The organism is Flavihumibacter profundi (assembly GCF_020076305.1).
Lineage (GTDB): Bacteria > Bacteroidota > Bacteroidia > Chitinophagales > Chitinophagaceae > Flavihumibacter > Flavihumibacter profundi.
Genome location: NZ_JAIQXE010000002.1, coordinates 252,889 through 271,851, shown reverse-complemented (window position 1 = coordinate 271,851; position 18,963 = coordinate 252,889). Strand labels below are relative to the sequence as shown.

Genomic DNA, 18,963 nt, shown 5'->3' with positions numbered 1-18,963 from the left:
AAGACTGTAAAACAAATCATGGCTGCCAAAGCACGTTTCGAAGTTTGCGCTTTTAATATACAATCCTGCATCATAGCAGAAAGAGCCGGAGCTTACCGGGTGGAATTATGTGATAACCCTGTAGAAGGCGGAACCACCCCAAGCTATGGACATATCAAAAGAACCAGGGAAAAAATATCCATCAAATTATATCCCATCCTGCGGCCAAGGTGCGGGAACTATTATTATGATGAAGATGAACTGGCCATTCTCAAAACGGATATATCCGTTTGCAAAGATTTAGGATGCGATGGCATCTCGATAGGTGTGCAGAAAATCAATGGGGAAATAGATGTAGATAAGCTGAAGCAATTTGTTGAATGGGCATATCCCATGGGGGTGACCTGTAACCGTGCATTTGATGCAACACCTGATCCATTCAAGGCTTTGGAAGACCTCATTGAAGCGGGCTGTGAGCGGGTATTGACATCAGGGCAAAAAAGCGGCGCGCCGGAAGCCGGTGCTTTGCTGGGGAAGCTGGTTCAGGCCGCAGGCGACCGGATCATTATCATGCCGGGGGCTGGAATTACGGCTGCAAATATTAAGCAGTTAATAGCAGAATCGGGTGCGAAGGAGTATCATGGTTCGGTGCGGAAAGCAACGAAGAATCCCATGAGTTTTGCCAATCCAAATGTGCTTGATTTCGGCAATGTGTATTTGCCGGATGAGGATGAATTGAAAGCGATTATAGCCTGTTTATAAGACAGTCCGTTCCGGCTGGATTTAAGGGGGTTGCACCATGTATATCAGTTTCCCAAAAAAGGCCGCACTATTTGTTGCCCAATCAATACAACGATGACTGCATAGAGGACCACGGCCAGAATTATTTTTACCTGCAGTTTTTTGTTTTGAAATGCCTGCAGGAATTGAAACCTGGTATAAACCAGGTAAGCGAGCACCGGTGGAATGATAAAAAATACCGCATAGGCATACAGGTTAAGATTCCTGGCAATTAGCAATAGCGGGATAAACATCAACTGAATCATGGAAACGCCACAAAACATATAGACGTTGGCAATTACCATTTCCGGCAGGTTGTATTTTTTTTCCCGGAAAACCAGGTAATCGCCGATGCTGCACAACATGCAGAAGAATATAGTCCTCAATGCAAAATATTTATGCGCGACCATGGCGCTCTGCTCCTCCAACTCATGCAGGTTAACGGAAGCCAGTACCGTGCGAAAATTAAAATGAACATACAAATAAGAACAAAGGCCCCCGGTCAATACCAGCATGGTAAATGGATTTACATGCCCCTTACGCTTTCCCTCCAGGTACTCCCGGATGCTATGCCCCGGTCTTTTTATTAATTCCAGGAGCGAGAAAAACAGTCCGTGGTCAACATGAAATATTGCATGCGGCAGGTGTTCCAGCAAAAGTCTCCATGTGATGCGATGCGTGCCTGCGCTTTGGCCACAAGCATTACAATAGTTCAACTGGAAACTATGCCCACAGTTTTTACATATCATCATATCACCTTCCAGGTTGTTTGTTTTGTTATCAGCAGTTAACATTATTTTTTCCGGCTGCCGCCACCCATATTTCCGCCCCGGTTCGTTTTGTTGAAATTGTTATTCTGGTTGCTGCTTCGCTCCCGGCTTTGCATTTGTTTATCAAGGTTTGCTTTTTGACTATTATCTACTGGTGACCAGCTGTTATTATTTCGTTGCTGCCAGCCACCTTTTTCATCGCGCTGGTAAACGTTGCCATTCTTATCGGAAACCAGATTATTCTGTTGAGGCTTGTTAGGTTGACTGAGATCCTTATTTACCGGTTTATTACCAGGCGCGTTTCCGTTTCTTTTGATATCATTGGTCGTAACGCCATTGCGCTTATTGTAGATATTATTAGAGTTATTAACATTGATATTTACATCGCCGCCAATATACACCGGGCCGCGTCCACCATACATCCCGCCATGGTAGTGCGGGTGATAAGGTGGATGGTAAACGGGCGGGCCCCAGTAACCATAATGTCCGCCGGTATAGAAATGGAAACTGAAATACCCGGTGCTGTAATGGAAACCCATGCTCCACCCGGTAAAGGGATTGTAATGCATGCTAAATCCATAAGTTACCGGACGCGGATAATAATAAGGCCCATACCATGGATTGTAATAATAGCCGGTTCCATATACCACTACAGGCCCGTACACATAACAGCCCATATAGGCCGGTGTATAGCCTACATACACATATTGCGGCGTGCTTTCGTAGATGTACACATATTTGGTATTATAAGCCTGGCTGCTGGCCGGAATATTGTCCACATCTTTGGGGCGCTCATCAGAAACGGCCCAGGGACCCGTGGGCTTTGAAGCTTTAAACCAGACACCGTTTTCAACGCAATAATAATCGCTGCCCGATTTTATAACCGTGCTGGCGGTGTTTTTAGCGAGATAAAGACTGGTGCCTTCAATCTGTTCAAATTTGGGTTCGCCATCATATTTTACAGTGCATTTGGCCGTCTTCCGGTCCACTTTTGCCGTTTGGGGTATCTGCGCATCCATCACGGCATCGTGGGCTTCATCGGTTCCAGCCACACTGGCCAGGACGATATCTTTTTCTGAGCCTTTGGGAATCTGGGCGAAATCACGGGGCAACTTGTCGCTCGCAACATAGGTCCAGGGCCCTGTTAATCTCGGGCTTGAATACCAGCGACCTGATACCAGGATAAAGTAATTACGGGAATTGATATCCATGAAGATGTTGTCATCTGTATTGGATGCATAAAGAAGATTGACACCCGTGATGACAGCAAAATTCGCTTCCCCGTTTGTCTGGATCAACTCGGTTGGTGTTGTTGCCACCACGATCATGGGTGCGGTTTCCGGAGATGAGGTGCCTGCAGATGGATTTTGCTTTTTTTCCTGTTCCTTTACCTGTTTATCCAGTTGCTGCAATTCGGCGGGCAATTTGGTTACCTGCTTCCAGGTTCCTGTTATTGCGGTAGTTGAATACCAGAATTTGCCGCCATAGAGATAAAATAAATTGTCCTTCGGATATTGTACAATTAAAAAGGCGGTATTCAACACTTTTTTCATCTTCAGCTTGTCATCCATCTGCAGCTTAGGCTCACCATCGATCAGCACAAGCGTTGACGGTTGCGTAGCATATATAATACTGGGCGGATCATTTTTAAGATCGGCAGCCAGTAATTTTTGTTCTTCTTCAGCAGCCGCTGCGATGTCGTCAATAGAGGTTTTCAAATTCCAGCCCGGCGCTTCTTTCTCCAGGTAGGATTTCATTGCGGTAATTTTTTCCCCTTCAAGTCCTGATATTTTAATATCGTTGATCTTTACTTTTTTAAGCAGGGCCATCCTGTTATCGCGATTGGTTTCCATTTCTGCTGTAAACCAGAGTGCACCAAACACAGGATCGTCAGTAGGTTTTTGTTTGATGGAAACAGCCGTCCTGCCGGTAGCGATATTACCGTCCAGTTTTTCGAACTGAGGCTGGTAGATTGTAATTTGTCCATCACCGTTACCCTTTAAAACCCGGGGCCATTGTTCCTGGGCCATACAAATGCCGGATAGCAGGGTAAGGACTAAACTGTAAAATATTTTCATTGCAATTGGTGTGGTTTGCTTTTTGTTCATATAGTTTATCTAGTCATTCTCTTTGCCCGGCATATAGGATGCTTTATACACAGAGTCGTAGTGGCCATGGTGATCGTATACTTTATTTTGCGTAGCGTAAACATTCCATGCTTTTATTAAATCAGCTTTAATGTCGGGATGCTGTTGCGAGAGATCCGTTGTTTCCGCCGGGTCTGTATCCAGGTCATACAGCTGCCATTCGCCGGAACCAAATGGCCGGGGCAGCCTTAATATTTTCCACCTGCCTTTGATATAGGCTTTCATTTCAAAGAGCTCCCAGCCCATGCCTTCGCTTGTGTGCACCGATACTGAATCACCTTTTAAAACAGGGACCAATGATTTCCCGACCAGCGGGTGGATTTTTTTACCAGGGTCATTCGGGTATGGTGTATTTGAAAGTTCGAGGATGGTGGGCATCAGATCGGTAACATGGACAAAGCTTTTATTCCATTCGCCGGCATGGTTCATTTTTCCCGGCATTTTTATGATGAGGGGCGCTTTGATACCACCTTCAGTTGCAAAAGTTTTAAATAGCCGGAATGGAGCCGAAGATGCCTGTGCCCAGCCGGGACCCATTTCTACATAAGAATTCCTTTTCCCCCGATTCTCATACTTGTTGTTGAACTGGCTAAGGTATTTTCCATCGGCATTGCCCGGGTAAGTATCGGCGGTTGCACCGTTTGCCCCATTGTCAGACATAAATACAACCATGGTATTCTCATATAAGCCCTCTTTTTTCAGGTAGTCAATCACGCGACCCATACTCATGTCGAGGTATTCCAGCATGGCCGCATACACTTCCATATCGCGGGCGAATGCTTTCTGTTGTTCCTTGCTGAGCGATTTCCATTGCGGGATCTTAGGGTTTTTGGAGAAGCGGTTTAAATTTTCGGGGACGATTCCCAGGGATTGTAAATTATGCAAACGCAGGGTCCAGAGCGAGTCCCAGCCGATGTCGAATTTGCCCTTGTATTTCGCAATATATTCATCGGGGGCATGCAAAGGATCATGGACAGCCGTATAGGAGAGGTAGGCAAAAAATGGTTTTTTATCCGATTTGTTCTGGTCAATAAAATGAATCATGGAATCGGTATAATTCTTCGAAGAATAGAAATCCAGCGGCGGTTCCACCACGGTGCCGTTCCGGGTATATTCCATGTGTTGCGGCGGCGCAAGTGCTTTGCGGTCGTTCCAATGGCTACCGCCGCCCGTACCCAGGATAAAAGATTCTTCAAAACCACGATCGTGCGGATCCTGGCCAGGCCCTTCCCCCAGGTGCCATTTTCCCGTCATATAGGTATGGTAGCCGTTGTTATGCAACAATTCGGGAATCGTAACCACCTCATCACTCAGATGGGCCCTGTAGCCGGGAAGATTTAACTGGTGTAAGGCAGGATAATCCATCTCGCTCATGATGCCAAGGCCAGCAACATGATTATCGTTCCCGGTTAATAAAGCCGAGCGCGTTGGGGAGCAGGTAGGCAGGACATGGAAACCAGAGAAATGCATTCCCTCCTTGGCCAGCCGGCTGATAACAGGCGTTTCGATATTACCACCAAATGGGGCGATATCACTATACCCCAGGTCGTCGGCCACGATAATTAAAATATTAGGCCGGGAGGAGTCTTTCCCACTGGTTGTTGCGGCATTCTCCTGTTTTGTTGCAGTGTTCTTACAGGAAGAAACAGTTAACAAAAAACAGGCGAAGAAACCAAAATATATATGTCTCATATCCATTGACTTAAATTTTCCAGATGAGGTTTAGGTACTGTAATATTTCCTGTTCAAGGTCGAGGCAGAGCGCTTTGTACTCGTTTTCCATGCGGGTATCAGCCACTATCAGGTGTTGCCTTAATTTTGAGAGCGTGTTTTTACATTGAAGGTAATCATCCGATAATGATTTGAAATCCTCATTGTTGTTGTATAAGAGGATAATTTTTTCCCTGTATTGCGGAAACCGTTCCAGGATGTTATCAAGCTCTTTTTCCATAAATACCTATATTAGGTGTACTGCCTGAAAAAATATTTATCTTGCCACAGCCATTCAAAAAGTGAGCACAATAATACCCAGAAGGTTAACCGCAGACAAGTTAAATACCGTAAAACGGGTGTAAAACAAACTGTTAAACGTGGACAAAATGGCAATTAACCCTGCTATGGTGAATGAGCAGCTCTCGCAAATCCTTTCTTCGGAAACATTCCAGAGTTCAACGATACTTTCGCGGTTCTTAAAATTCATTGTCGAGGAAACTCTTGCCGGAAATGAGGCAGCATTAAAGGAATATACCATTGCATTAAAAGTATTGTCGAAAAGGCCGGACTTCAACCCGCAGTTAGACCCGATTGTACGCATACATGCGGGAAGGTTAAGGCGCAGTCTCCGGGAATATTATAACAATGCCGGGCAATCAGACACCCTGATCATCTCCATGCCCAGGGGTTCCTATGTTCCTGCATTCTCGGCTATTCCTGCAGGAGAGATTACCAGGAACCAGGCTGCTGTGAAGCAGGAGATCATAGTCGGAAGGAAGACATCCATTGCCGTGCTGCCCTTTAAAAATATTGGTGCAGATGCCTCCACGGGAAATTTTGCAGATGGATTGGGAGACCGCTTAAGCACCGAGTTGACGCGCTACCCGGAACTGGCGGTAGTAGCGTATTATTCCTGCAGGAGTATTGCTGACAAGATCACTGATGTTAAAGAAGCGGGCGCCATGCTGGATGCCCAATACCTGTTAACAGGCAGTGTACAGAGAGACGATACGCACATACGCTTAACCGTTCAGTTGATCCTGGCCGGGACAAGGGAGCAGGTATGGGCCAATTTTTATGAAAGGGACAGTAACGTGTTGAATTTACTGGAAGTACAGGATGAGATCGTCTGGCAGGTTGTAAGCCAGGCAGCGGGGCATTATGGCGCTATATTAAGGAATGTATCAAAAATCCCGCCGGCGAAAAGCATTCATGATATCAGTGTTTACGAAGCGATTTTCTGGTATTACCATTTTGTAAATAACCTTTCGGAAGAGATATTCCACAAAGCAGAAAATGCCATGCAACAAGCGGTGGAAGCAGACCCTGAATATGCGCTGGGCTGGGCTGTGCTGGGGGAATTATTTGTAGGTGGATACTTTTTAGGGTTCCAGAGTAAGCTCACCCAACAGCAGCTGGAACTGGCCGTAGTGTATGGTAAAAAGTCCATCAAGACAGACCCGTTTTGCCAGCATGGCTACCAGACCATTGCCCTGGCCAACCTGTTTCTCCATAATAAAACCGAAGCAAAGAAAGCCATTGAAGCGTGGATGACCATTAAGCCCGGAGCCGCGGGTATCATGGGCGCAATAGGCTTTTGCCTGATCTGTTGCGGGGAGTATGACCGGGGATTTAAGTTACTGGATGAATCGATACATTTAAATCCCTATTACCAATGGTGGTTCAATGGTGGGCTTGGGTTCTATCATTTTGAGAAAAAGAATTATGCAGATTCCATCTATTGGGCCGAGAAAATGAACATGCCAGGTGTGCCCTGGGAGCTGCTCTTAAAAACAGCATCGCTTGCGGAACTGGACCAAATGGCGGAGGCCCAAAAATGTGGTGAGCAGTTAATGCAGCAGTTTCCCTTCCTGAAAGACAAACTCCGGGAATATACCGGCGCCTTTATCAATGATGAACAATTCCTACAAAACTTACATAAAGCTTTATTGAAAGCAGGGGTGCAATGATTTACCGGTGGTTTACGGTAAAACACTTATTTACTACAATCAGCGAGGCTAATATTGCGCAGGATTTCTGAAGAAATAATTAACCAATTAAACATTAAAAAGGAAAAAAGGAAGGCACAGGCAGGATCAAAATAAATAAGATAAAAAGATAAAACAGGCATGACACAATATTTGTTGTTATAATATCATACCGATTGGTATTTTATTTGTATATTCGAAGCTCAATATGCAAGAAACAATATCAAAATCGGAAAGGACCAGGCAATTTATTATTGAGAAAACAGCGCCTGTTTTTAATGCAAAGGGCTTTGCCGGTACCTCACTAAACGACCTTACGGAAGTAACAGGGTTAACGAAAGGAAGTATCTATGGAAATTTTGAAAATAAAGACGCGGTTGCTTTGGCGGCCTTCGACTACAATTTTGGCAGGGTTACCCTTTACATGAAAAGCAAAATACAGGAAAAGGAAAACGCGATAGAAAGACTATTAGCCTATCCAAAGGTATACCGGGATTTCTTAAAAATTCCTTTCCTGCAGCCCGGATGCCCTATCCTGAATACCTCGACAGAAGCAGATGATACGCATCCATTATTGCGCCAAAAAGCCGCCGATGCATTGGCTTTCTGGAAAAAATCAATAGAGAACCAGGTTAAGAGAGGAATAGAAAGGAAAGAAATCAAGCCAAAAACAAACCCTGCTGAAATTGCGATCATCATCATGTCGCTCATTGAAGGCGCCATCATGCAGGCCAAAGTAACGGGCAGGTCAACGGAATTAAAAGTGGCCATGGATTTCCTGGAAAAATTGATTCGTGATATCGAAAGCTAATTTTTTTACCCAATAATATACCGTTCGGTATATATTAAACAGCCCATTATGACAACACTCAAAAAAGTACTGGAAAGTAAAATGAAGATCCGGTTTCCTGATGGAAGTGGTAATCATCGAAACTCAATTAATTGAGCTCACAGAGAAGAGGCTGCTTTTTGAAGCCCTGATGTGGAATAAGGATAAAACAACGCTGAAGGCTATCATGTGGGGAAAACTGGTTCATTACAACCTAACCACACAAAGGAGCATTGCACATTCGGAAGAATTAACCCAGTTCTTCAAGCAGGTGGTCAATCCACTACCAATAAAAATCAGTTTTGAAGAAAGAATAAGAAGTATCAAGTATACCACTTAAAAATACCAGACATGAAATTTGATTACCTGAACGCTTTGCAAATACTCGAAAGAACACCGAAGGTGCTCCATAGTTTATTGCATGGTATTTCTGATGAATGGTTATTTAGCCATGAAGGAACCGGAACCTGGAGTCCGTTTGATGTTGTGGGCCACCTGGGTAGTGCATGATCTTAACCACCTGTCACAAATATCCAGGGTTATGGCGAAGCAGTATAAGGATGAAGTGGGCTCATTTACCACCTATCTCCGTATTCTTAAATAATGCAAGATGAAAATAATCGGACTTGTAGGGGGTATCAGCTGGAGTTCCACCATAGACTATTACCGGTTTATCAATGAAGAAGTTAACAAACATATGGAGGGATTACAGTTTGCTGAATGCATCATTTATTCTGTCAATTTCCACGAGTTCCAAAGGTGTAATGCAGCATATAACTGGGATGGCACTTTTGAACTTTTGGCAAATGCCGCTTCGCAGCTGAAAAAAGCAGGCGCTGAAGTCCTTCTGCTGGGCGCCAATACAGCACATATTGTAGCGGACAGGGTCAGGGAGCACACAGAACTTCCACTGATCGATATCAGGGTGGCCACTGCCCATGCCATTAAGGCCAAAGGAATGTCCAAAGTTGGTTTATTGGGAACCAGGTACACCATGGAAATGGATTTCTATAAAAAGAAATTATCGGACTATCATATTGAAGCGATAATCCCGGAAAACCAGGCAGACCGGGACTTTATAGAAGAAACATTACTTCATGAGCTGGGCAAGGGGATATTAGTAAACGAAACAAAAGCGGCCTACATCAGCATAGCAGATCAATTGATAGCCCGGGGAGCAGAGGCAATAGTATTAGGATGTACAGAAATCCCCTTATTGATACAGCAGGAAGATATTCCTGTCCCGGTTTTTAATACCACAGCCATCCATGCACAGGCAGCCGTAAATTTTGCATTATCTATCTATGAAATGGAACACTAACCTATACGATCAAGAACATGATTTCGTCTCAAAATACGGAGAAGATGTCATTGCGCTATTAGCGCCACAAAAAGATGAATACATCCTGGATCTGGGTTGCGGAACCGGTGACCTGGCGGCAATTATCAGCAACAAAGGGGCGACCGTAATTGGGGTAGACAATTCACCTGAGATGATTGCCTCTGCTAAAAATAAATACCCTGCCATCCGCTTTGAAATCGGATCTGCCGATGACCTCGGTTATGCAACAGCATTTGACGCCGTTTTTTCCAATGCAACGCTGCATTGGGTTTTGGAATACGAAAAAGCAATACAATGCATTTATCATTCCCTTAAACCAGGCGGGCGTTTTGTTGCAGAATTTGGAGGTAAAGGAAACGTTGCCCATATTATCAGGGCCTTACAATCAGCATTGGTTGGAAATGGATATGCTGCGCTGGCTGCTAAAAAAGTCTGGTATTTCCCAGCCCTGTCCGAATACAGTTCCTTACTTGAAAAGCAGGGCTTCAGGGTTGTATTTGCCACTCATTTTGACAGGTCAACGCTATTAAAAGGGGCTACTGGTATCAGGAACTGGCTACACATGTTTGGCCAGCCTTACCTGCAAACCCTGCCTGCCGCCGCAATTGACGCTGTCCTGAACACGGTCGAAGAACAAATACGACCAACCAATTTCAGGAATGGAAGCTGGTATGCGGACTATGTGCGGCTAAGGATAGTAGCTATAAAACAATAAATAAAACCGATATGCCAATTGACATTACCAATGCTGTTGTACATGATTTGCCGGTCATCTACCAGCTATTTGAAGAAGCCATCCTTTTCCAGAAAAGGAACCAGTATATCGGCTGGGACAGTTACGACAAAGAATATATACAGGAAGATGTTCAGAACGGTCTTTTGTTTAAGATGGTGCAGGACAATACGATCGCATGCATTTTCAGTATTTGTTACAGCGATCCGCTAATCTGGCGGGAGAAAGAAAATGGTGACGCCATTTACCTGCATCGTATAGTCCTGAACAGGGTGTATAAGAATGAAAAGGCATTTAAGACAGTTTTAGAATGGGCGATAAGCCATGCCAGGGAAAAGCAGGTATCCTATATCAGGATGGACACCTGGGCCGACAATGAAAAGATTATCGGGTACTATAAAAGTTATGGTTTCCACTTCATTGAAAACTATACCACTCCAGGCACGCCCGATTTGCCACTGCAGCACCGCAACCTGAATGTAGCTTTATTAGAATTTGAAGTTCATGACCTGCAAAAAGTCAACATACAAAACGGATTCTCACAAATCGATACCTACTGGAACCAAAAAATCATTGGCCAGGCAAATGGCCAGTTAATTAAACTGGCTAAAGGATTAGGTGAATTAAACTGGCACAAACACGACGACCAGGATGAACTATTTATCCTGTACAAAGGGCATCTGACCATTCAATTAAGAAATAAAGACATCGAACTGAATAAAGATGATATGTTCATTGTTCCCAAGGGAGTGGAGCATTGCCCCAGGGCAAACGGGGAGGTAGAATTTTTGATAATGGGCTTAAACATTACTTCTAACAAGGCCGGCGGTCGTCCCGATAACTTTCCCTTATATCACGATACCCTATAATCGCATATACAAAAAAACTGTTTGGAAATGGATAATGAAACACAAATGCTCATACATGCTGTCAAAGCAATACAGTACCGGTTTATCAAAGCTACCAATTGTTCAAAGGAACATTTTGGGGAATATAAAGTTGGTCCCCACACCAGGACACCTAATGAAATTACCAATCACATATATGATTTGGTAAACAAAACAGCATGCAGGATTAAAGAAGGTCATTTCAATTGCCCTGCACCTCAATTGTTAGATTTTTCCAGAGAAAAAGAAAGGTTGCTGTCAGGGCTGGAAGAATTGATATATATCATAAACACTTCAGTAATGGATTTTGAATTGTGGAAAAAATTGCTTCAGGGTCCTGTTTTGGATATAGCCACACATATAGGTCAAATAGCCATGCTGAACGGGCTGCACGGCAACAAAATACCAGGAGAAAGTTACTTCGATGCAATACTGACCTAATCACTGCAAATGAAGAATTTCGAAAATTTATACATAACAGGTGCCGGGGCTATCGGCTTTTCCGATGGAGTTAACATTACTGATCGGGACAATGTAGCTTTTGTGGATGCGCAGGAATTGCAGTTGCGGCCATTGGGCAGCAACATATCTGTTTTGGTCATACGCGGGTTAGCTGGTGGCGGTATCAGAGACCATTGCAAATAGGTTACAATGGCCCTGTTCATATTTGGGGACTAAACTACTTCACATGAACAAACTCTTATTGATTGCAGTAATGGCCAGCCTTGTCCGGGTGGCTGCGGGAATCGGTATCGGTGAATAAGCTGGAAGTATTCTTGGAAACATGTACCCGTGATTTAATAAAATCATTTGGATTATGAACGATGAAATTGTATCAGCGTGTGACCGTTGCGGTAAGCCTATTCCGAAAGGAAGCGCTTATGTCTGTATCTCGAGGAATATTGAGCAAATTGAGCACAATATTGCCGGGAACGAGGATGAAGTGCAGGTTATAGATGCAGAAATAATAATTGCTTTATGTGGTAGTTGCGGGAATAAATTTGATACCGGCGCGCTGCAAAAATTAGTGCAATTAATCCCATGGGATCCGGAGGACAGGAAAAAGAATTAACCAACCGGGGGAACGGCATTATCCATCAACAACGATGCCTTTCCAGGAAGCTTCAATGCATAAGGCCTGTTAAAAGCCTCCTGGTTAAGCTTAAACCTTTCTGAGAGGATCCGAATAGTGTCCTTAGACAGGCCTTTTTTGTAGTTGAGCATATCGGAAACCAATCCTTCACTTACCTGTAAAAGTTTAGCTAAATCAACGGCCTTCCTTATATTGTCTGCTTTAAAAAAAACGAACAAAATTGATATCACCTGCCTCCCTGAAGAAATACAAATCATCATCATTGATGATCAGTTCTGCAAAACTGAGCATGGTGCCACCGTTACGGGCAGGCTTGTTATCCAGCCATCCCTGTAACTGACTTAACAGACCCTTGTACATGCCGGAAGTGCCAATGATTAAAAAGATGCCGTAATCCGCACCCTGCATGAGCAGTTTAGAAAATAACCGGGCAGACTTTTTATGCTGGGTTATTTTCAACTGGAACAGCTCATCGATGATGATCAGGAAATGTGAAGCCGGGCGGCTGGCTTTCCTGGTGAATAGATCTGTAAGGTATTGTTCCAATTCCAGCCAATGGGTAAAATTGGTGCCCTGGATATTTTCCAACCGATAGCGGGAAATCACCCGAAGCACTCGGTCCTGGGGTAATAGCGCTGAAGCATAATGCTGGGTAAACTCCTCCAGGTATTTATGCCACTGGCTTTCATTATTGTATACAACAAATAAGACAGGCAGTCCGGCACAGGGCCTGGTTACTGTAGTATTGTCACTGGTTCGGCCGAGGTAAATAGTCAAAGGGAGCGTTTAGCGGTAGCTACAATTTACGCCGATTGAATTGTAATCTATTTGCAAACATGTTGTATGCCTGCATAGTTTACTTGTATAATATTTGTGGAATCATGGCCAACACATTGGTCAATTCATTCTAAAAGGATCAGTTATAAATCGCGGCTGTAAAATCACCTCCTCGCGGGAAAAGATCATGATTCGACTAAGGTCTGGTTGAATACCATAGTTCCTGATAAAGCCTGACGGCGCCATCACCACACAAGAAAAACAACTGAATTTTTGCCGGTAAGATTCGTTTAACCCGGAATAAGCAGATATCGTTTTCACCTGCTGCACCAGGAAGTTTAGTCGAACAGCAATAAACTCCACATCAAAATTATACCGGCTAAGCGTTTCGTATTCCTCGTGTTCGTCATTATAGATTGCCACCAGGGGTTTTTGGAAATCCTGTTCCTGCCGGTATTGCAAACCCTGGTAGATCTCGATCCTTGACCGGGCTATTTCCACCTCCACCAATTTTGAGTGCTGTTTTTCATTGTTAATCAGCATCAGGGCTGATTCTTGAAAAGGAAAGTGTAAATGCGACATATTATAGGTTTTATTTTGACTGAGTTTGTCCGCATTATATGCCCACCGTGGTGCCTCCACTCGGTTGGTATCATCATAAAAGATGAACTCTTAATGCACTGCAAATATACAATTTTTTCTTTCGCCATGTTACCAGCAATACTCTTCGATCTGTGGTTGCAGAAGTGTCTTCAATAGTGTCGTGCAGTAAAGCCACCTGGATGGCAAAAGCAGTATCAAAATTTTCGGTATGGAAACCCGCTATGATGATCCCCATTGTTACATTGCTCAAATGAACAACATATGGCAGGTCTGAACCAGGCACATCCTGGTTTTTTCCAGGTGTTTTGCTGTTGCATATTTTATCGTTTCCTGGTAAATGCTTTGAATATCCACTGATTCAGTTTTAAGATTGATGCTATGGGTGGATTATTGTATCTTAAATCTATGTCATTGAATTTTTTCACCTTCAGAAAAGAAGATATCACTTGTCTCAAATGCGGATGGAAAGGAAAAGGTGCGGAATTATCATATGGTGACTTTAGTGAAGAACATGCTATTTGCGATATGGATTGTCCTGCTTGTGGAGAACATGTAGGTTTCTGGCAAGCTCCATTGACTGATGAATTAGAAAGATGGAAAAAAGCAAATCCCGGAGCAGAAACAGGTTGGTAAGGACGAATGCAACCTATTTGCAATGGACTAACTATGTCGCGATGCAGCAGGAAGTGTCATCTGGGCCAACTTTTGGGGAATGTGATCCCAATGCTTAAGAAAAATTCCCCCTCTTCTATACTGCCTCTTTTTGTTTTTTGTTTTTTACCGGGGTACATACGATCGGCTCACCCAATGCAGCTTCAATCTTAGCCAGGGAGCGGAGTGTATAGTTATGCAAACCGCTAAGTAATTTGCTCACTTCTGCTTCAGACTTTCCCAATAGTTGGGCCAGGTCTTTTTGTTTCAAATTCTTTCGGTCAAGGACCCCAGCAATAAAATGGGCAATTTCCAAAGACCTTTCAACAAATATCTTATCCTCTTCCGGCAGTTGCCTGATGGATTCCCGGATCTCAGGAACATGTACTGTACTCACTATTTTCTTGCTGCCTTGCTTCATAAATGGCATCAGATAATTTATTGGCAAAATTGAAATGCGGAAAACAATTAGGGCAGTCCTGAACCCGTTGCGCTGTTTTCCGACCTCCATTTAGCAGGATGACCACCTGTTCAGATAAAACCAGGCAGTATAGCCTGAGCCCAAAATCCGACTCCCCATCACTTTCCACAAAACGATAAGTTGGGGGCGGAAGCCTTTCTGCATAACCCTCTCTTTTAAAAAAGTGGTCCTGGGCACCATAAAGGGTTCCTATCCTGCTGAGCCACCAGTTCAATATCCCAACCTGTTTCCAGTCTTTGGGGTCCTTCTTCATTCGTTTCATAAAGTCGGCAAATTCCGAATCCGGCTTGCCAACAACTTGAGCAGAATAAAATGCTACTTTATCATATTGATGATCAGGTAAGGATATTATCTCTAGCAGCAACTTAATTTAAAAGTTAAGACGAAAGTAATTCGTCTGGGTGAAGAATGCAAATTTATCCATGGCCTTTTTTAATGCATTGAAAATCAGTTTTATTATTATTCCCTGCAATAGTTAATACACCCTTTTTTTAACTGTTGATCACCTATCAGCGGGATGCAGGGTCCAATAACCTATTCATTGGTTTAGTTAACACCCTCTTCAGATATTGCTTCACTTGCAATGCCACCGGCATTATTCCAGGTTGCTTTAATTTCAAGCTGCTTAATTTTTAGAGACATTCCATCCGTCATTTATCAATTGGATTTGCTGGCGGCAGGCTGCTTCCATAGTCGGGGAAACATTAAATACAATTTTTGCCATTTCCCTGGAAAAGGAATAAGAGAAGCGGCGTACCGGCAAAGCAAATTGTAGCCATATAAACAACCGGCCAAAAAATTAATTACTGTTAAAATCTGGCAAAGTCAGGGTATATTGAACCCCTAATAATAACTGTTAAATTATTCCATCATTAAAAGCAGCGGCATGAGCGCAACAAAAAACAGCTTACTGGAAAAACTTGAAAACGGTAAAAATGTATATGGAACCTGCATTACTTCTACAGGCCCGATGTGGCCCCGGGCAGTTAAAAGTGCGGGACTCGATTTCGTATTTATTGACACAGAACATATCCCTTTAGACAGGATAGAACTTACCCTGCTTTGCCAAATGTTTAAAGCGGATGGAATTGTGCCAATTGTCCGCATCCCTTCACCAGATCCCTACAGGGCCTGCCAGGCGATTGACGGTGGTGCCACGGGGATTGTGATGCCGTATATAGAATCCGTTGCGCAGGTTGAAGACCTTGTCGGTGCTGTTAAATACCGGCCGCTTAAAGGCGAGCTTTTATCCGCCTATATTAAGGGAACGAAGGAAATGCCGGAAAGCTTAAAGAATTATATTGAAACCTACAACAAAGGCAATATCTGCATCGCCAATATTGAAAGTGTTCCGGCCATGGAGAAACTGGATGAAATCCTTTCAGTACCCGGTCTCGATGGTGTCTTTATTGGCCCCCACGATCTATCGGTTAGCCTCGGACTGGCCGAACAATATGACCATCCTGATTTTGAAGCGGCAGTTACTACCATTATAAAGAAGACCAGGGCACATGGCCTGCATATCGGCATCCATTTCTCCCTCGAACCCGAACGCCAGGTAAAATGGATGAAGGAAGGGGCCAATATTGTCGTTCACAGTATTGATATCGCCCTCTTTTCGCAGCGGTTAAAACATGACCTGCAGGTTATTAAAACAGCAGCCGGTGATATTATGGTTAGCGGTGACAACAGCCAAATGGTGGTATAAACAACTGGTGGTATAAACAACAAAAAAAACCCGGCTTAATTGCCGGGTTTTTTAATTAACCATATTTCGTTTATACGAGATTGTTGTCTCCAATTAATATTGTCTTCGTTGATTTCATCAAAGGTTATGGCAATCCTGCCGTTCTTAATTAATTCCTTTGGAACCGGGAATTCTTTTGGTTCACCGAAACCCTTTCCATACAAAGTGTGATCAACACGCTGCCCGTTTATTTTCAGCAGGCATTCACCAAAACCGGTTACCCGAACAATATAACTGGAAACACTATCCAGCCCATTATACTCAATCCCGATTGGCCAGCGCAGGCTGGTTATCCAGGATTGGCGTTGGCGGCTGAAGCCATTATCCCACCAGGCAAAACTGGGGTTATCTGCCTTCCGCATCAACGGGTCAGTGGCCATTGGCTCACCCCTAAGCACATGCGGAGATTTTGATACGTCACCAACATTATCGTAATAACTGCCAGGTCCGGGGTGTTCCCAGTTGGCGATCTGTTCCAATGCAGCCACCTGTTCAGTCGTGGAAAGTTTTTTTATGGCAGCGAACCTGTCTTCCAGCCACCAGGCGTTATTCAGTGGGTAGTCCAGGAAGTCCAGCACTGCCCCGCGTTCTTCACCAGAAGCCTGGTATTTTTTTACGCTGGTCTGCAACCCAATGGATTGAAACAGGTCTTCACAAAGTGATACCACGCGGTTTCTCAGCATTGAATCAACAGGCTTGCGGGCTTCATCCAGTATCCGCTGCGCCCCTGCCATGGCTTCTCCCGGCCCGATCAGGGCAGCCTGGCGCAATATATCATTTGCCTGTTCTTCCAGGCCAGCTTCATATATTCCCCGCTTCCTAGAATAGGCATCATAGTTAGCACGCAGCAGGCACATCTGCCATCTCCAATTGGATGCCAGTGCAGGGTTCTTTTGTTCCATCTGCTTCCAGGCCATCCAGGTGGTTTGAATACTTCCGTTTGAATTTGCAGGACCAGTCCAGTTCGATTCGAGGGCAAGAATGCCCTCTGCCGCTTCTTCTTTTACCGCTGCGTTGAAGAAAAAATTAGCATACTCCATCAATATGTTACGTTCCGATAAGGTGGGATCCCAGGCGAGGCGGGTCCAAATGATCTTGTTGACATCATCATGCACCCCATCTGAATAAGATATAAACCCATCCATAAACTGCTCAAGGAAATGATAAAGCGCAGTGTAGTGTACAGGGCGGGGATTAACACATTCGCGGCCCTCCGTGAAACTAAATACGGGGTCCCAATAAGGCACCTGCCAATCGCAACGGATGTTATGGGTTAGATCGGGATAATAGCGTACCTGGTAGGACGCGGGAATGGAGGCCCTTGTTTCTTCAATCGGCGGGCTTGATGGGCCGGTAACCAATCCGCCCAGCCAAACAGGTTTCTGGTCCTGTACATATTTATAGACCGCCTGGTTTTGTGCAGGCGTATATCCTTGCAGGGATAGCCAAACCTTAGCTTCAGGATGGTATTTTTTCAGGATGCCTGCCATATCACTTAACAGTGGCAATACTGTTTCCGGGGAATTATCGCCGGGATCACCACCAGGGAAAAATATTCCGTTAAGGCGGGGAGACATTTTACAAATCGTCACAATCCTGTCGAGGTAATGATTTCTTTTGGCAACATCGTGTAAATCAAATTGAGCCGGCACCCAGATCCAGTAATCAAGGTCGTATTTATCACAAATACCGCTGATGGCGGCATTCATTTCATCGGGCTTAAGTTTGAAATGGGGACTCTTTTCCTCTTCAAAAATCGGGATGCTTTCTATACTGTTGGTGCCAAATATGACCAGTTCACGGATGTATTGCTCAAACTGGGCTTTTGTCCATCTGTCATAGGAATTGGCGGTATTCCTATACCCCAATTGGTGGCCGCGCATCCCTTTCGAAGGCGTTGAGGATACTGCCAGGTTTGCGGGTAAACCAACAGCCCCGGACTTGTAGCTAAAATCCCTTAATAACTGGCCGGCCCCAAACAAAACACCCCTGCCATCAAATCCTTCCACCACAATAACCGTCCGCTTATTTTGATTTTGGGAAATGATGCGATACGATTCCGGTTTGGCAATCAATGCAGGTTTGTCCTGAATAGCAATTTCTTTGTGCGAAGCAACAGCTGCCTGTTGCAGGAGGATAATATTACCGGATGCAGGCCAGTTGGCTGAAATATCAGATGACAAGCCGGTTCTTTTTTTAATCTCTTCTGAAAGCATTGTGGCCGCAGCCTTTTCTGCTTTAGAAATGGTTCCTCCACTAGTTACAATATGCAGGTTTTGCAGGTAACTGTTTTGGGCCATTCCCGAATTGTTTACACTTAAGAGCATGACTATTGCGGAGAGGCAAATCAATCTCTTCATCATTTGCTTTATTACAAAAGCAGCATCGTTAATCCTGGTGTGTTGCATAATAGTGGCTAAATATAAGAGCAAGTATTAAGAAT

Annotated in this window: 23 protein-coding genes and 1 riboswitch; of the genes, 13 read left to right on the top strand and 10 right to left on the bottom strand. The window is 44.2% G+C overall.

The genetic code is table 11. The features are described 5' to 3' along the window. The first annotated feature begins 18 nt into the window (after window positions 1-18). Window positions 19-741, top strand: coding sequence for a copper homeostasis protein CutC (locus LAQ65_RS10930; protein ID WP_224117002.1), 723 nt, complete (start codon window positions 19-21; stop codon window positions 739-741). 44 nt (window positions 742-785) lie between these two features. Here the strand turns inward: LAQ65_RS10930 and LAQ65_RS10925 are convergent, their stop codons facing one another. The 4 genes from LAQ65_RS10925 to LAQ65_RS10910 are packed head-to-tail and all read right to left on the bottom strand — an operon-like array spanning window position 786 to window position 5,627. After that, complete coding sequence (locus LAQ65_RS10925; RefSeq protein ID WP_224117001.1) at window positions 786-1,553, bottom strand: DUF3667 domain-containing protein; 768 nt, start codon at window positions 1,551-1,553, stop codon at window positions 786-788. Then, on the bottom strand, window positions 1,553-3,637 hold the full coding sequence (locus LAQ65_RS10920) for a hypothetical protein (protein ID WP_224117000.1): 2,085 nt from the start codon (window positions 3,635-3,637) through the stop codon (window positions 1,553-1,555). Before LAQ65_RS10920 ends, LAQ65_RS10925 begins: the two co-directional genes overlap by 1 nt. 9 nt (window positions 3,638-3,646) lie before the next feature. Next, on the bottom strand, window positions 3,647-5,368 hold the full coding sequence (locus tag LAQ65_RS10915) for an arylsulfatase (protein ID WP_224116999.1): 1,722 nt from the start codon (window positions 5,366-5,368) through the stop codon (window positions 3,647-3,649). A gap of 10 nt (window positions 5,369-5,378) precedes the next feature. Then, window positions 5,379-5,627 (bottom strand): hypothetical protein, encoded by a 249-nt coding sequence (locus LAQ65_RS10910; RefSeq protein WP_224116998.1) that lies wholly within the window; start codon window positions 5,625-5,627, stop codon window positions 5,379-5,381. A 148-nt stretch (window positions 5,628-5,775) separates the two neighbouring features. On the opposite strand from LAQ65_RS10910, the gene LAQ65_RS10905 reads away from it, so the two are divergent. The 10 genes from LAQ65_RS10905 to LAQ65_RS10860 all read left to right on the top strand — a co-directional run bounded on the left by LAQ65_RS10905 (window position 5,776) and on the right by LAQ65_RS10860 (window position 12,240). After that, entirely contained in the window at window positions 5,776-7,359 is a 1,584-nt protein-coding gene (locus LAQ65_RS10905) for a tetratricopeptide repeat protein (protein WP_224116997.1), read from the top strand. Window positions 7,360-7,585: 226 nt separating this feature from the next. Further along, window positions 7,586-8,188 carry a TetR/AcrR family transcriptional regulator gene (locus LAQ65_RS10900; RefSeq protein ID WP_224116996.1) on the top strand — a complete coding sequence of 201 codons (603 nt, stop codon included), beginning with the start codon at window positions 7,586-7,588 and terminating at the stop codon, window positions 8,186-8,188. A 100-nt stretch (window positions 8,189-8,288) separates the two neighbouring features. Then, window positions 8,289-8,546: an acyl-CoA thioesterase family protein gene (locus LAQ65_RS10895; RefSeq protein ID WP_224116995.1), complete on the top strand. Its 258-nt coding sequence runs from the start codon at window positions 8,289-8,291 to the stop codon at window positions 8,544-8,546. An 11-nt stretch (window positions 8,547-8,557) separates the two neighbouring features. Continuing rightward, a complete protein-coding gene (locus LAQ65_RS10890; protein WP_224116994.1) occupies window positions 8,558-8,716 on the top strand; it encodes a hypothetical protein in 159 nt (52 codons plus the stop codon). Between the two features lie 100 nt (window positions 8,717-8,816). Then, window positions 8,817-9,527 carry an aspartate/glutamate racemase family protein gene (locus tag LAQ65_RS10885; RefSeq protein WP_224116993.1) on the top strand — a complete coding sequence of 237 codons (711 nt, stop codon included), beginning with the start codon at window positions 8,817-8,819 and terminating at the stop codon, window positions 9,525-9,527. After that, on the top strand, window positions 9,511-10,263 hold the full coding sequence (locus LAQ65_RS10880; protein WP_224116992.1) for a class I SAM-dependent methyltransferase: 753 nt from the start codon (window positions 9,511-9,513) through the stop codon (window positions 10,261-10,263). The genes LAQ65_RS10885 and LAQ65_RS10880 overlap by 17 nt, the downstream gene beginning before the upstream one ends. Before the next feature lie 11 nt (window positions 10,264-10,274). Further along, a complete protein-coding gene (locus tag LAQ65_RS10875) occupies window positions 10,275-11,150 on the top strand; it encodes a cupin domain-containing protein (protein WP_224116991.1) in 876 nt (291 codons plus the stop codon). Between the two features lie 27 nt (window positions 11,151-11,177). Further along, a complete protein-coding gene (locus LAQ65_RS10870; protein WP_224116990.1) occupies window positions 11,178-11,609 on the top strand; it encodes a hypothetical protein in 432 nt (143 codons plus the stop codon). A 9-nt stretch (window positions 11,610-11,618) separates the two neighbouring features. After that, window positions 11,619-11,813: a hypothetical protein gene (locus tag LAQ65_RS21275; RefSeq protein ID WP_262901447.1), complete on the top strand. Its 195-nt coding sequence runs from the start codon at window positions 11,619-11,621 to the stop codon at window positions 11,811-11,813. A 172-nt stretch (window positions 11,814-11,985) separates the two neighbouring features. Further along, window positions 11,986-12,240: a hypothetical protein gene (locus tag LAQ65_RS10860; protein ID WP_224116989.1), complete on the top strand. Its 255-nt coding sequence runs from the start codon at window positions 11,986-11,988 to the stop codon at window positions 12,238-12,240. Between the two features lie 222 nt (window positions 12,241-12,462). Here the strand turns inward: LAQ65_RS10860 and LAQ65_RS10855 are convergent, their stop codons facing one another. The 3 genes from LAQ65_RS10855 to LAQ65_RS10845 all read right to left on the bottom strand — a co-directional run bounded on the left by LAQ65_RS10855 (window position 12,463) and on the right by LAQ65_RS10845 (window position 13,924). Further along, window positions 12,463-13,038, bottom strand: coding sequence for a hypothetical protein (locus LAQ65_RS10855; RefSeq protein ID WP_224116988.1), 576 nt, complete (start codon window positions 13,036-13,038; stop codon window positions 12,463-12,465). Between the two features lie 120 nt (window positions 13,039-13,158). Continuing rightward, complete coding sequence (locus LAQ65_RS10850; RefSeq protein ID WP_224116987.1) at window positions 13,159-13,620, bottom strand: hypothetical protein; 462 nt, start codon at window positions 13,618-13,620, stop codon at window positions 13,159-13,161. A gap of 1 nt (window position 13,621) precedes the next feature. Next, window positions 13,622-13,722, bottom strand: a riboswitch (SAM-I-IV-variant riboswitch). Continuing rightward, window positions 13,694-13,924 (bottom strand): hypothetical protein, encoded by a 231-nt coding sequence (locus LAQ65_RS10845; protein ID WP_224116986.1) that lies wholly within the window; start codon window positions 13,922-13,924, stop codon window positions 13,694-13,696. It overlaps the preceding riboswitch by 29 nt. Before the next feature lie 95 nt (window positions 13,925-14,019). Here LAQ65_RS10845 and LAQ65_RS10840 point away from each other — a divergent pair, with 95 nt between their 5' ends. Continuing rightward, window positions 14,020-14,274, top strand: coding sequence for a hypothetical protein (locus LAQ65_RS10840; RefSeq protein WP_224116985.1), 255 nt, complete (start codon window positions 14,020-14,022; stop codon window positions 14,272-14,274). A 115-nt stretch (window positions 14,275-14,389) separates the two neighbouring features. On the opposite strand, the gene LAQ65_RS10835 is transcribed toward LAQ65_RS10840, so the two are convergent. Together LAQ65_RS10835 and LAQ65_RS10830 are read right to left on the bottom strand one after the other, a co-directional pair. Beyond that, window positions 14,390-14,689, bottom strand: coding sequence for a helix-turn-helix domain-containing protein (locus LAQ65_RS10835; RefSeq protein ID WP_224116984.1), 300 nt, complete (start codon window positions 14,687-14,689; stop codon window positions 14,390-14,392). After that, window positions 14,667-15,035: a hypothetical protein gene (locus tag LAQ65_RS10830; RefSeq protein ID WP_224116983.1), complete on the bottom strand. Its 369-nt coding sequence runs from the start codon at window positions 15,033-15,035 to the stop codon at window positions 14,667-14,669. The genes LAQ65_RS10835 and LAQ65_RS10830 overlap by 23 nt, the downstream gene beginning before the upstream one ends. A gap of 624 nt (window positions 15,036-15,659) precedes the next feature. Here LAQ65_RS10830 and LAQ65_RS10825 point away from each other — a divergent pair. Further along, window positions 15,660-16,481, top strand: coding sequence for an HpcH/HpaI aldolase family protein (locus LAQ65_RS10825; RefSeq protein WP_224116982.1), 822 nt, complete (start codon window positions 15,660-15,662; stop codon window positions 16,479-16,481). Window positions 16,482-16,516: 35 nt separating this feature from the next. Here the strand turns inward: LAQ65_RS10825 and LAQ65_RS10820 are convergent, their stop codons facing one another. Continuing rightward, complete coding sequence (locus LAQ65_RS10820) at window positions 16,517-18,928, bottom strand: beta-N-acetylhexosaminidase family protein (RefSeq protein ID WP_224116981.1); 2,412 nt, start codon at window positions 18,926-18,928, stop codon at window positions 16,517-16,519. Window positions 18,929-18,963 lie beyond the last annotated feature (35 nt).

Excerpts from the sequence above, each read along its gene's own strand:
- LAQ65_RS10895 (WP_224116995.1), top strand. The coding sequence starts at position 8,289 with ATGGAAGTGGTAATCATCGAAACTCAATTAATTGAGCTCACAGAGAAG.
- LAQ65_RS10885 (WP_224116993.1), top strand. The coding sequence starts at position 8,817 with ATGAAAATAATCGGACTTGTAGGGGGTATCAGCTGGAGTTCCACCATA.
- LAQ65_RS10900 (WP_224116996.1), top strand. The coding sequence starts at position 7,586 with ATGCAAGAAACAATATCAAAATCGGAAAGGACCAGGCAATTTATTATT.
- LAQ65_RS10820 (WP_224116981.1), bottom strand. The coding sequence starts at position 18,928 with ATGCAACACACCAGGATTAACGATGCTGCTTTTGTAATAAAGCAAATG.
- LAQ65_RS21275 (WP_262901447.1), top strand. The coding sequence starts at position 11,619 with ATGAAGAATTTCGAAAATTTATACATAACAGGTGCCGGGGCTATCGGC.
- LAQ65_RS10920 (WP_224117000.1), bottom strand. The coding sequence starts at position 3,637 with ATGAACAAAAAGCAAACCACACCAATTGCAATGAAAATATTTTACAGT.
- LAQ65_RS10830 (WP_224116983.1), bottom strand. The coding sequence starts at position 15,035 with ATGAAACGAATGAAGAAGGACCCCAAAGACTGGAAACAGGTTGGGATA.
- LAQ65_RS10910 (WP_224116998.1), bottom strand. The coding sequence starts at position 5,627 with ATGGAAAAAGAGCTTGATAACATCCTGGAACGGTTTCCGCAATACAGG.
- LAQ65_RS10860 (WP_224116989.1), top strand. The coding sequence starts at position 11,986 with ATGAACGATGAAATTGTATCAGCGTGTGACCGTTGCGGTAAGCCTATT.
- LAQ65_RS10875 (WP_224116991.1), top strand. The coding sequence starts at position 10,275 with ATGCCAATTGACATTACCAATGCTGTTGTACATGATTTGCCGGTCATC.
- LAQ65_RS10905 (WP_224116997.1), top strand. The coding sequence starts at position 5,776 with ATGGCAATTAACCCTGCTATGGTGAATGAGCAGCTCTCGCAAATCCTT.
- LAQ65_RS10925 (WP_224117001.1), bottom strand. The coding sequence starts at position 1,553 with ATGTTAACTGCTGATAACAAAACAAACAACCTGGAAGGTGATATGATG.
- LAQ65_RS10870 (WP_224116990.1), top strand. The coding sequence starts at position 11,178 with ATGGATAATGAAACACAAATGCTCATACATGCTGTCAAAGCAATACAG.
- LAQ65_RS10850 (WP_224116987.1), bottom strand. The coding sequence starts at position 13,620 with ATGTCGCATTTACACTTTCCTTTTCAAGAATCAGCCCTGATGCTGATT.
- LAQ65_RS10915 (WP_224116999.1), bottom strand. The coding sequence starts at position 5,368 with ATGAGACATATATATTTTGGTTTCTTCGCCTGTTTTTTGTTAACTGTT.
- LAQ65_RS10880 (WP_224116992.1), top strand. The coding sequence starts at position 9,511 with ATGAAATGGAACACTAACCTATACGATCAAGAACATGATTTCGTCTCA.
- LAQ65_RS10930 (WP_224117002.1), top strand. The coding sequence starts at position 19 with ATGGCTGCCAAAGCACGTTTCGAAGTTTGCGCTTTTAATATACAATCC.
- LAQ65_RS10840 (WP_224116985.1), top strand. The coding sequence starts at position 14,020 with ATGGGTGGATTATTGTATCTTAAATCTATGTCATTGAATTTTTTCACC.
- LAQ65_RS10825 (WP_224116982.1), top strand. The coding sequence starts at position 15,660 with ATGAGCGCAACAAAAAACAGCTTACTGGAAAAACTTGAAAACGGTAAA.
- LAQ65_RS10890 (WP_224116994.1), top strand. The coding sequence starts at position 8,558 with ATGAAATTTGATTACCTGAACGCTTTGCAAATACTCGAAAGAACACCG.